This window comes from Mycolicibacterium rhodesiae (assembly GCF_002086695.1).
Classification (GTDB): Bacteria; Actinomycetota; Actinomycetes; order Mycobacteriales; family Mycobacteriaceae; genus Mycobacterium; species Mycobacterium rhodesiae.
Genome location: NZ_MVIH01000004.1, coordinates 25,962 through 37,537, shown reverse-complemented (window position 1 = coordinate 37,537; position 11,576 = coordinate 25,962). Strand labels below are relative to the sequence as shown.

9 protein-coding genes and 1 pseudogene are annotated in these 11,576 nt (G+C 66.8%); 6 read left to right on the top strand and 4 right to left on the bottom strand.

Annotation, left to right across the window (positions count from 1 at the left end; translation table 11 throughout):
- Positions 1–6: 6 nt before the first annotated feature.
- Positions 7–314: pseudogene (locus BST42_RS09920) on the bottom strand (chorismate mutase).
- A 210-nt stretch (positions 315–524) separates the two neighbouring features.
- On the opposite strand from BST42_RS09920, the gene pcrA reads away from it, so the two are divergent.
- Together pcrA and BST42_RS09910 are read left to right on the top strand one after the other, a co-directional pair.
- Positions 525–2,879, top strand: a complete 2,355-nt coding sequence (pcrA, locus tag BST42_RS09915) for a DNA helicase PcrA (RefSeq protein WP_083118429.1) — start codon at positions 525–527, stop codon at positions 2,877–2,879.
- Positions 2,880–2,895: 16 nt separating this feature from the next.
- Positions 2,896–3,759, top strand: coding sequence for a phosphatase PAP2 family protein (locus BST42_RS09910; RefSeq protein ID WP_083118428.1), 864 nt, complete (start codon positions 2,896–2,898; stop codon positions 3,757–3,759).
- Here the strand turns inward: BST42_RS09910 and BST42_RS09905 are convergent.
- Positions 3,730–4,338, bottom strand: a complete 609-nt coding sequence (locus BST42_RS09905) for a CvpA family protein (protein ID WP_083118427.1) — start codon at positions 4,336–4,338, stop codon at positions 3,730–3,732. The two genes, BST42_RS09910 and BST42_RS09905, sit on opposite strands and share 30 nt — an antisense overlap.
- Before the next feature lie 4 nt (positions 4,339–4,342).
- Positions 4,343–5,401 (bottom strand): M23 family metallopeptidase, encoded by a 1,059-nt coding sequence (locus BST42_RS09900; RefSeq protein WP_083118426.1) that lies wholly within the window; start codon positions 5,399–5,401, stop codon positions 4,343–4,345.
- A 261-nt stretch (positions 5,402–5,662) separates the two neighbouring features.
- Here BST42_RS09900 and sucC point away from each other — a divergent pair, with 261 nt between their 5' ends.
- From sucC to BST42_RS09885, 3 genes are all read left to right on the top strand, one after another.
- On the top strand, positions 5,663–6,826 hold the full coding sequence (gene sucC, locus BST42_RS09895) for an ADP-forming succinate--CoA ligase subunit beta (RefSeq protein ID WP_083118425.1): 1,164 nt from the start codon (positions 5,663–5,665) through the stop codon (positions 6,824–6,826).
- A gap of 14 nt (positions 6,827–6,840) precedes the next feature.
- Positions 6,841–7,743, top strand: a complete 903-nt coding sequence (sucD, locus tag BST42_RS09890) for a succinate--CoA ligase subunit alpha (RefSeq protein ID WP_083118424.1) — start codon at positions 6,841–6,843, stop codon at positions 7,741–7,743.
- A gap of 109 nt (positions 7,744–7,852) precedes the next feature.
- Positions 7,853–9,385 (top strand): acetyl-CoA acetyltransferase, encoded by a 1,533-nt coding sequence (locus BST42_RS09885; protein WP_083118423.1) that lies wholly within the window; start codon positions 7,853–7,855, stop codon positions 9,383–9,385.
- Here BST42_RS09885 and BST42_RS09880 read toward each other — a convergent pair.
- Positions 9,382–10,233: an LLM class F420-dependent oxidoreductase gene (locus tag BST42_RS09880; protein ID WP_083118422.1), complete on the bottom strand. Its 852-nt coding sequence runs from the start codon at positions 10,231–10,233 to the stop codon at positions 9,382–9,384. The genes BST42_RS09885 and BST42_RS09880 overlap by 4 nt on opposite strands.
- 119 nt (positions 10,234–10,352) lie before the next feature.
- On the opposite strand from BST42_RS09880, the gene sfnG reads away from it, so the two are divergent.
- Positions 10,353–11,483 (top strand): dimethylsulfone monooxygenase SfnG, encoded by a 1,131-nt coding sequence (gene sfnG / locus BST42_RS09875; protein WP_083118831.1) that lies wholly within the window; start codon positions 10,353–10,355, stop codon positions 11,481–11,483.
- Positions 11,484–11,576 lie beyond the last annotated feature (93 nt).

Sequence of the window (11,576 nt, the reverse complement as noted above, 5' to 3'; positions counted from 1 at the left end):
CGTGCGCTAGGAGTGCCCGAGCCGGCCGCGGCCCATGCGCAGCAGCAGCATCGCCAGATCCTTGCCGTCCTGGCCCAGCTCGCTGTAGCGCTCGATGACCTTCATCTCACGACTGTGCACCAGTCGGGTGCCACCGGAGGCCATCCGGGCCCGGCCGATCGCCTGGGACACCTCGGTGCGGCGCTTGACCGCCGCGAGGATCTCGGCGTCGAGACGGTCGATCTCGCCGCGCAGGCTGTCGATGTTGTTCTCGGCTTCAGGAACCATTTCCAGAGTCATCGCTTCGTTCTCCTCGTGTGTGGGTCTGGTCTCATTCGATCCCGGGCCTCACACAAGAGACGAGCCCCGGGTCGCCGATGCGGACCGCGGGGCTCTCGGGTTGAGCAGCTAGATACCCACGGGCACCGCGGACCGGTACCCGTAGAAAAATCGACGCTGCGGAGAAAGCACGTTGTCGAGTGTGCCACTCCGAAGCCCGGCTTCGCAAAAAAACTGTCGCCATACAGCGGTAAGTTGGGCCGGACATGAGTGTGCACGTGACAGATTTCAAACCCCCGGCCGACGCGGCCGAACTCCTCGAGGGCCTCAACCCCCAGCAGCGGCAGGCGGTGCTGCACGAGGGGTCTCCGTTGTTGATCGTGGCCGGCGCCGGGTCGGGCAAGACCGCGGTCCTCACCCGGCGGATCGCGTACCTGCTGGCTGCCCGCGATGTCGGGCCGGGCCAGGTGCTGGCGATCACCTTCACCAACAAGGCCGCCGCCGAGATGCGCGAGCGGGTGGTCGGGCTCGTTGGTCCCCGGGCCAGGAACATGTGGATTTCCACCTTCCACTCTTCGTGCGTGCGGATCCTGCGCAACCAGGCCTCGCTGCTGCCGGGGCTGAATTCGAACTTCTCGATCTACGACGCCGACGATTCGCGGCGCCTGCTGCTGATGATCGCCAAGGACATGGGCCTGGACACCAAGCGGTACACGCCGCGACTGCTGGCCAATGCGATCTCCAACCTGAAGAACGAACTGATCGTGCCGGAGGATGCGGTCGCCGCGCTCGAGCCCGGGTCCGACGACCTGGCCCGCACCGTGGCCAGCGTCTACGGCGAATACCAGCGTCGGCTGCGCGCGGCCAACGCGCTGGACTTCGACGACCTGATCGGCGAGACCGTCGCCGTGCTGCAGAACTTCCCGCAGATCGCCCAGTACTACCGCAGGCGGTTCCGGCACGTCCTGGTCGACGAATACCAGGACACCAACCATGCGCAGTACGTGCTGGTGCGCGAGCTCGTCGGCGTCAGCGCGCCCGATACCGACACTGTGCCGCCCAGTGAACTGTGCGTGGTCGGCGACGCCGACCAGTCGATCTACGCGTTCCGCGGAGCGACGATCCGCAACATCGAGGACTTCGAGCGCGACTTTCCCAACGCCACCACCATCCTGCTCGAGCAGAACTATCGGTCCACCCAGAACATCCTGACCGCGGCCAACTCCGTCATCTCCCGCAACGCCAACCGCCGTGAGAAGCGGCTGTGGACCGACGAGGGTGACGGCGAGCTGATCGTCGGCTACGTCGCCGACAACGAGCACGACGAGGCCAGATTCGTCGCGAGCGAGATCGACGCGCTCGCCGATCGCGGCGGGTTCTCGTACAACGACTTCGCGGTGTTCTACCGCACCAACAACTCGTCGCGCTCGCTGGAAGAGGTGTTCATCCGGGCCGGCATCCCGTACAAGGTCGTCGGGGGCGTCCGATTCTATGAGCGCAAGGAGATTCGCGACATCGTCGCCTACCTGCGGGTGCTGGACAACCCCGGTGACGCCGTCAGCCTGCGGCGCATCCTCAACACCCCGCGCCGCGGTATCGGCGACCGCGCCGAGGCCTGCGTGGCGGTCTACGCCGAGAACACCGGCAGCACCTTCGCCGACGCGCTGACCGCCGCGGCCGCAGGCAAGGTGCCGATGCTGAACACCCGCTCGGAGAAGGCGATCGCGAGCTTCGTCAACCTCCTCGACGACCTGCGCGGCAAGCTCGACGACGAGCTCGGGGACTTGGTCGAGGCGGTGCTGGACCGCACCGGCTACCGCAACGAGCTGGAATCCTCCAGTGACCCACAGGATCTGGCCCGGCTGGACAACCTCAACGAATTGGTCAGCGTCGCACACGAATTCAGCATCGATCGGGCCAACGCCGCCGCGCTGGCGGCGGAGGAGGGGGACGCCGGCACCGATGCCGATGAGGACGTGCCGCAGACCGGCATCCTCGCCGAGTTCCTGGAACGGGTGTCGCTGGTCGCCGACTCCGACGAGTTGCCCGAGCACGGCTCCGGGGTGGTCACGATGATGACCTTGCACACCGCCAAAGGCCTGGAGTTCCCGGTCGTCTTCGTCACCGGCTGGGAGGACGGCATGTTCCCGCACATGCGGGCACTGGGGGATCCGGCCGAGCTCTCCGAAGAACGCCGCCTGGCGTATGTGGGCATTACCCGTGCGCGCCAACGGCTTTACCTCAGCCGCGCGAAGGTGCGCTCCTCGTGGGGCCAGCCGATGCTGAACCCCGAATCCCGGTTCCTGCGCGAGATTCCGGAACATCTCCTGGACTGGCGTCGTACCGATCCCACACCGTCCTACAGCGCGCCGGGCCGATTTTCTCCTGGAGCGGGTGGGTTGGCCGGCACTCCGCGACCGTCGCCGACGCGCCCTGTCGGGGGCGGTAAGCGTGCGCTGGTGGTCCTCGCACCCGGTGACCGGGTGAACCACGACAAGTACGGTCTCGGCCGCGTCGAGGAGGTGTCCGGCATGGGGGAGTCCGCGATGTCCCTGATCGACTTCGGGAGTGCAGGCCGGGTGAAGCTGATGCACAACCACGCACCCATCCAGAAGCTCTGACCGCGGCCGTGCGATCGTGACTGCCTTCGTGGTGGCCGCGCTGCTCCTCTGGAGCCTGGTGTGCATCTGGGTCGCGCGTCATCAGGGTTTCTTCCTGGCGGCGATCGCTCGCGTGCGGGAGACCCGTGTAGCGGTGACGGTACGGTCGTGGGCGGTCCGGCACCTCGGCGGGTCGGCGACCAGGGTGGCGCAGTGGCTGTCAGTGGACGTGACCGCGGTCTTGGGGCTGATGTCGGGCATCGTGGTGGTCGCGTTGTTGGCGGCCGGCTTCACCGAGTTGCTCGACGACGTCCTGGAGGGCGAGATCGACTCGTATGTCGATCGGCCAGTCAGCCAGTGGGTTGCCGGCCACCGTGAGGCGGGGCTGACCGCGGTGTTGAAAGTGCTTACCCACGTTGCTGATCCGGTGTCATTGGTGGTGATCACCGTCATCGTGAGCACGTGGGTCTGCTGGCGGATCCGGTCCTGGTTGCCGGCGGTGCTCGGGTTGTCCGGGCTGCTCGGCGTCGGGGTGGTGCTGGTGGTGGCCAAGTGGATGGTCGGGCGCAGTCGTCCGCCGTCGTGGACTGCCGTGATCGTCGAAGACGGATTCTCGTTCCCCTCCGGTCACGCCACCGGTGGTGTCGCCGTCGCGGTGCTGCTCGCCTGGATGGCCGGCTGGGTCATCCGGGGGTGGACGGCCCGGGTGGCGCTGTGGGCGAGCGCATCAGCCGCCGCCGGGATGGTCGGGTTCTCCCGGGTCTATCTGGGCGTGCACTACGTCAGCGACGTCGTCGCCGGGGCCTTCCTCGGTGCGGCGTGGGCGATCGGCGTGATCGTCGTCGGGGCGTGGTGGGAGAGCCGAAGGCGCTCAGCGCAGCCGGCACCAGCGCCGGGTTGACGGGTGCAGCGCCAGGACCAGACTGGCCAGCGGTAACACCGGAATCAAGTACACCGCCAACGGGATTCGCGCTCCGGCGACGAACACACTGCCGAACGTCAGCAGCGCGATGACGGCGCCGAACGCGATCAGGTAGCGGCCGACTGAGCGGCGCAGCAGTAACGCGATCACCCCGGCGATGCTGGTGACCGCGAACAGCAGGGTCAGGAATCCGACCGCCACGCAGAACAGCCGATCGGTGCCCCACCACCCGGTGATCAGGTCGGTGGCCACGACGCCGGTGGCCCATCCGCTGATGATGCTCACCGCGCCGGCCGCGATCGCGGTCCGCCCGGTGGAGATGTCGACCGCGCCCGGCCGGGCGGGCACCGACACCGGGGTGGCGCGGCGGATCAATCCGGTCGGTGCCTCGTCGGCAGGCGGACGAGGAATGTTGGTGGTGCGATCATCGGGCATCGCGGGGATCGGCCCGGTGGGTGCGCGCCGGATGATGCCGGTGCGCGGTTCCTCGGGTCGGGGTATCGGTCCGGACGGCTGGCGCCGGATGATGCGGGTGTGCGGGTCGTTCGGCTCAGACACCGGGTCAGCCGACGTAGGGGCCGACCGAGAGTCCCCGTTTCGCCAGCCACGGCACCGGATCGGTTCGGTTGGTGCCGCCCAGCAGAACCTCGAAATGCAGATGCGGGCCGGTCGAATTGCCCCGGTTGCCCACGGTCGCGATCTGATCGCCGGCGAACACTCGCTGGCCGATCTGGACCGTCCAGGTGTTTACGTGGCCGTAGAGGGTGACCGTGCCGTCGGAATGGCGGATCTTCACCCAGGCGCCGTACCCGGCCGTCGGCCCGGCGTCGACGACGACACCGTCCGAGGCGGCGACGATGGGCGTCCCGATGGGTGCCGCCAGGTCGACGCCGCCGTGCAGCGCGCCCCAGCGATAACCGAAGCCAGAGGTGAACACGCCCTTGGTCGGCATGACGAACAGCGGCCGTTGCAGCCGAGCTTCGCGCTCGGCGCGTTCCTGGGCGAAGGCCTGCCCATTGGCCAGCTCCTCGCCGTGCACGGCCGCGTCGGCGATCGGCTTCACCGCGATCAGCTGCACGCCGCGCGGCGTGGTGACCGAGCCGTCCATCGGGGTCTTGTCGGCGGCCAGCACGGTCTGGGTGGTGGTGTCGGTGGCGGGCTTGACCGCGGTGTAGGCCGCGGCGGCGGCGGCGCCCGCGGCCATCGCCGCGATCATCACGCGGCCCTTGACGGCGCCGGTCGGCTGCCTGCGGTGCTGCGGGGTGCGGGGCAGCACGTCGGTGTTGTCGTTGTTGATGAAGCGCGGTACCTCGGCGCGGTCATCGCGCGGCGCGGCGAACTCGGTGGGCACCGCCAGTCGCAGCGGCCGGGCGTCGTCGGCGTCGTGCAGATCATCGAGTTCGGGGCAGCGCGCCACCTGAAGGCTGGCGAAAGCGGTGCTTTCGCGGAAATCGATATCGCAGAGATCGCCGAATTCGTTGAACGGGATGATGTCGGTGACGTCGAGCCGCTCCGGATCCAGGGCTCGCTTGGCTGGCGCTTGGCGATCGAAAGTCCTGGTCAAAGGCTGCGAGGCCGAAGAAGCTCCGATGGAGGTCGGTGCCGGCCGATGCTGCGTCAAAACTCGATGTCCCTTAGTCGTGACCAAAGCGTTATCTCAGACCCCGACGACGTTAACGAAGATCAGACACGGGTCGCAACCCAAGGCGTTATTCCACGGAGGATTGTGAGTTGAATCACTTCAACTCCGCGGTGAGATGTACCACATGAGCGGTACGCGAGGACGGAGTCCTCGGACGGTCTAGATACAGTTCCCCCCGGAGCGACTTCCTTAACACAAGTTCGTCAACACAACAGTCAGCGCCGACCAGACAGTGAGCTCATGGATCTTTTCGAATATCAGGCGAAAGAACTGTTCGCCAAGCACAACGTTCCCACCACCCCGGGCCGGGTCACCGACTCGCCGGAGGACGCCAAGGCCATCGCCGAGGAAATCGGCAAGCCCGTCATGGTCAAGGCCCAGGTGAAGGTAGGCGGCCGCGGAAAGGCTGGTGGCGTCAAGTACGCCGCGACCCCTGAGGACGCCTACACCCACGCCAAGAACATCCTCGGCCTGGACATCAAGGGCCACGTCGTGAAGAAGCTGCTGGTCGCCGAGGCCAGCGACATCGCCGAGGAGTACTACATCTCCTTCCTGCTCGATCGTTCCAACCGCACCTACCTGGCCATGTGCTCGGTTGAGGGCGGCATGGAGATCGAAGAGGTCGCCGCCACCAAGCCGGACCGGCTGGCCAAGGTGCCCGTCGACGCCGTCAAGGGTGTCGATCTGGCCTTCGCGCGCGAGATCGCCGAGAAGGGCCACCTGCCCGCCGAGGTGCTCGACGCCGCAGCGGTGACCATCCAGAAGCTGTGGGAGGTCTTCACCGGCGAGGACGCCACCCTGGTCGAGGTCAACCCGCTGGTGCGTACCCCCGACGATCAGATCCTGGCCCTGGACGGCAAGGTCACCCTCGACGCGAACGCCGATTTCCGCCAGCCCGGCCACGCCGAGTTCGAGGACAAGGACGCCACCGATCCGCTCGAGCTGAAGGCGAAGGAGAACGACCTCAACTACGTCAAGCTCGACGGCGAGGTCGGCATCATCGGCAACGGCGCGGGTCTGGTCATGTCGACCCTGGACGTCGTCGCCTACGCCGGTGAGAAGCACGGCGGCGTGAAGCCCGCCAACTTCCTCGACATCGGCGGTGGCGCCTCGGCCGAGGTGATGGCCAACGGCCTCGACGTGATCCTGGGCGACAGCCAGGTCAAGAGCGTGTTCGTCAACGTGTTCGGCGGCATCACCGCGTGCGACGCGGTGGCCAACGGCATCGTCAAGGCGCTGCAGATCCTGGGCGACGAGGCCAACAAGCCGCTCGTCGTTCGCCTCGACGGCAACAACGTCGAAGAGGGCCGGCGCATCCTGGCCGAGGCCAACCACCCGCTGGTGATCCAGGCCGAGACCATGGACTCCGGCGCCGACAAAGCCGCCGAGCTGGCCAACAAGTAAGGGACTCAGAACCAATGTCTATTTTTCTGAACAAAGACAACAAGGTCATCGTCCAGGGCATCACCGGCGGCGAGGGCACCAAGCACACCGCGCTGATGCTCAAGGCCGGCACCCAGGTGGTCGGCGGCGTGAACGCGCGCAAGGCCGGTACGACGGTGTCCCATAAGGACAAAGATGGCAATGACATCGAATTGCCGGTGTTCGGTTCGGTGGCCGAGGCCATGAAGGAGACCGGCGCCGACGTGTCGATCGCGTTCGTGCCGCCGGCGTTCTCCAAGGACGCCATCATCGAGGCGATCGACGCCGAGATCCCGCTGCTGGTGGTCATCACCGAGGGAATCCCGGTGCAGGACAGCGCATATGCGTGGGCCTACAACGTCGAAAAGGGTGAGAAGACCCGCATCATCGGGCCGAACTGCCCAGGCATCATCACCCCGGGTGAGTCGCTGGTCGGCATCACGCCGAACAACATCACCGGCAAGGGCCCGATCGGCCTGGTGTCCAAGTCCGGAACGCTGACCTACCAGATGATGTACGAGCTGCGCGACCTCGGCTTCTCGACCGCCATCGGCATCGGCGGCGACCCGGTCATCGGCACCACCCACATCGACGCCATCGAGGCGTTCGAGAAGGACCCCGAGACCAAGATCATCGTGATGATCGGCGAGATCGGCGGCGACGCCGAGGAGAAGGCCGGCGCCTACATCAAGGCCAACGTCTCCAAGCCGGTCGTCGGGTACGTCGCCGGGTTCACCGCCCCGGAGGGCAAGACGATGGGCCACGCCGGCGCGATCGTGTCGGACGGCGCAGGCACCGCGCAGGGCAAGAAGGAGGCCCTCGAGGCCGCCGGGGTCAAGGTCGGCAAGACGCCGTCGGAGACCGCCAACCTGGCCAGGGAGATCCTGGCGGGGCTGTAATTCGCCATCGAGTGTGCGGTCAGATCGCGGATGAGCTGGGCTTCGCGATCTGGCCGCACTCTCGTTTGTGTTTGGAACACGTTCTAGTTTTCGGTTAGCCTGTCGAACTATGGTCGATCCGCGCACCCCCGTCATCGTCGGCGTCGGGCAGTTCACCGAGCGCATCGACGACCCGGACTACCGCGGCATGTCGGCGGTCGAGCTGGCCACCGAGGCGGTTAGCGCGGCGCTGGCCGACACCGGGGCGGACGTCGCTGCGGTCGCCAAGTCCATTGAGGTGTTCGCGGGGCTGCGGCAGTTCGAGATCTGCACGCCGTATGCGAGCGCGCCATTGGGTTGCTCGGACAATTACATCCGCTCGGTCGCCCGTCGCGTCGGCGCCGACCCGAAGCGCGCCGTGCTGGAGTCGATCGGCGGCAACGGCCCGCAGAAGCTGGTCACCGAGTTCGCCGGCGCCATCGCGGCCGGTGACATCGAGGTGGCGTTGATCCTGGGCTCGGAGAACGGTTCGACGCTGAAGACCTTCTCGGGCAAAGACGACAAGCCCGATCACAGCGAGACCGTGGGCGGCCAGCTCGAGGACCGCGGGTACGGCTTCGAGCAGTACATGAGCGAGTACACCGCCAACCACGGGCTGACCGGTGCGCCGGTGCAGTACGGCTTGCTGGACAACGCGCGGCGTGCCCGGCTTGGCCTCGATGTCGACTCCTATCGGCGCAAAATGGCCGAGTTGTTCGCGCCTTTCTCGAAAGTCGCTGCCAAGAACCCGTTTTCGTCGTCGCCGGTCGAGCGCTCGGTGGACGAGATCGCCACGGTCACCGCGGAGAACCGGATGATCTGCGATCCGTATCCCCGGCTGATGGTGGCCCGCGACACGGTGAACCAGGGCGCCGCCGCACTGCTGATGTCGGTGTCGGCCGCCCGCGAACTCGGTGTGTCCGAGGAGAAGTGGGTGTACCTGCACGGTCACGCGGATCAGCGTGAGCAGGACCTGCTGGACCGGGCCGACGTCGGTGTCAGTTACTCGTCGAAACAGGCTGTGACAGAAGCGCTTCGGGTAGCGGGCATCGGCATGGACGACGTGGCCACCTTCGATCTTTACAGCTGCTTCCCATTCCCGGTTTTCGCGGTGTGCGACGACTTCGAGCTGGCCGCCGACGACCCGCGCGGGCTCACCCTCACCGGCGGCCTGCCGTACTTCGGCGGACCGGGCAACAGCTATTCACTGCACGGCATCGCCGAGACCGTCGCCGCGATGCGTGACAGGCCAGGCGCTTTCGGTCTGGTTGGCGCCAACGGCGGGGTGATGAGCAAATACTCGGTGGGCGTCTACTCCACCACGCCCGTTGATTGGGCGCCGGACCGCAGCACGGAACTGCAGGCGGACATCGCTGCCCTGCCGAAGGTGCCGGTCACCCGCAACGCCAACGGCAGCGGCGTGATCGAGACGTACTCGGTGCGCTACGACTGGCCTGAGCGCACCGGGGTCATCATCGGCCGCCTCGACGCCGACCTCAGCCGCTTCATGGCCATCACCACCGACCCGGCCCTAATCGCGCTGATGAGCGACGGCGACCCGCTGGGCGCCGCGATCAACGTCACCGCGGGCGAGGACGGCAAAAACCGCGCGACGTTGGCTTAGAGCTCCAGTGCGCTGAGCTTGCCTGCCAACCGCTCCACGTAGGCGGCCACTTCGTCCGCCGGCTTGTCCGGCAGTCCGAACAGCACCTCGGTGACGCCAATGTCGCGCCAGTGCGCCAACTTCTCGGGCACCGGTTTGAAGTCGAGCGCGACGATCTGCGGGGCGCCGTCGCGACCAGCGGCCGCCCAGGTGTCGTGGAGCAGCTTCACCGGCTCGTCGATGTCGAAGTCACGCGGCGTGGTGATCCAGCCATCGGCGCTGCGGGCGATCCACTTGAAGTTCTTCTCGGTGCCTGCGGCGCCGACGAGCACCGGGATGTGCGACTGAACCGGCTTGGGCCATGCCCAGCTCGGGCCGAACTTGACGAATTCGCCGTCATATTCGGCCTCTTCCTGCGTCCAGAGCGCCCGCATCGCCTCCAGATACTCGCGCAGACATGTGCGGCGGCGCCCGGCCGGCACGCCGTGGTCGGCCAGTTCGTCGGTGTTCCAGCCGAAGCCGACGCCGAGGCTGACCCGGCCGCCGGACAGATGGTCAAGGGTGGCAATCGATTTCGCGAGGGTGATCGGATCATGCTCGACGGGCAGTGCGACCGCGGTGGACAGCCGCACCTTCGAGGTCACCGCGCACGCGGTGCCCAGGCTCACCCACGGATCAAGGGTGCGCATGTAGCGGTCATCGGGCAGCGACTCGTCACCGGTGGTGGGGTGGGCGGCCTCACGCTTGACCGGAATGTGCGTGTGCTCGGGCACGTAGAACGTCGTGAATCCGTGGTCATCGGCGAGTTTGGCTGCCGCCGCCGGGGCGATGCCGCGGTCACTGGTGAACAGAACGAGCCCGTAATCCATGGGCTGCATTAGAACGAGTTGCCCAACCCCGGGCAAGGCGGCGTCTCAGTGGGCGACATCTGCACTCTCGGCGAGTAAAAGGGGTGACCTCGCCGACGGTCGTCGCAACCATGCACACCATGACGACCGAACGCATCGCCGAGAACGTGAAATTCGCCTACTGGGTGCCCAACGTCAGTGGTGGCCTTGTGACCAGCACCATCGAGCAACGCACCGACTGGAACTACGAGTACAACGTCAAGCTCGCACGGACCGCCGAGAACAACGGCTTCGAGTACGCACTGTCGCAGGTCCGCTACGAGGCCAGCTACGGCGCCGAATTCCAGCACGAATCGATCAGCTTCTCGCTGGCGCTGTTGCTGGCCACCGAGCGGCTCAAGCTCATCGCCGCCGTCCACCCCGGCCTGTGGCAACCCGGGGTGCTGGCCAAGCTCGGCGCGACCGCCGACCATCTGTCCGGTGGCCGCTTCGCCGTCAACGTCGTGTCCGGCTGGTTCAAAGATGAATTCACCCACCTGGGTGAGCCCTGGCTCGAGCACGACGAGCGCTACCGGCGGACCGCCGAATTCCTGCAGGTGCTGCGCAAGATCTGGACCGAAGACGAGGTGGATTTCCGCGGTGACTTCTACCGCATCCACGACTTCACGCTGAAGCCCAAGCCGCTCAACACACCGCAACGGCCCAACCCGGAGATCTTTCAGGGCGGCAACTCCACCGCCGCGCGCCGCAACGGGGGTCGCTACGCCGACTGGTACTTCTCCAACGGCAAGGACTTCGACGGCGTCACCGAGCAACTCGTCGAGGTTCGCGACCACGCCCGCGACGCCAACCGGGAGGTCAAATTCGGGCTCAACGGCTTCATCATCGCCAGGGACACGGAAAGGGAGGCGAAGGAAGTCCTTCGGGAGATCGTCGCCAAGGCCGACAAGCCGGCGGTCGACGGGTTCCGCGCCGCCGTGCAGCAGGCCGGCGCCTCCACCGCCGACAAACGCGGGATGTGGGCCGACTCGACCTACGAAGACCTCGTTCAATACAACGACGGCTTCCGCACCCAGTTGATCGGAACCCCCGAACAGATCGCCGAGCGGATCTCGGCCTACCGCAGGCGCGGTGTGGACCTCATCCTCGGTGGCTTCCTGCATTTTCAGGAGGAGATCGAGTACTTCGGCACGCGGGTGCTGCCGCTGGTGCGCGAAATCGAAGCAGCCGAGCGCGATTCGATCGCACCGCCGTTTCAGGCCTCCGCCTGACGGGTGCCGGCGGGTTGCCAACTGTCTGTGTGACACGCCGATGGTCGTGGCGGCCACGGCGCTGTGCGATAGCGTGGTGTGGGAACGCCGACC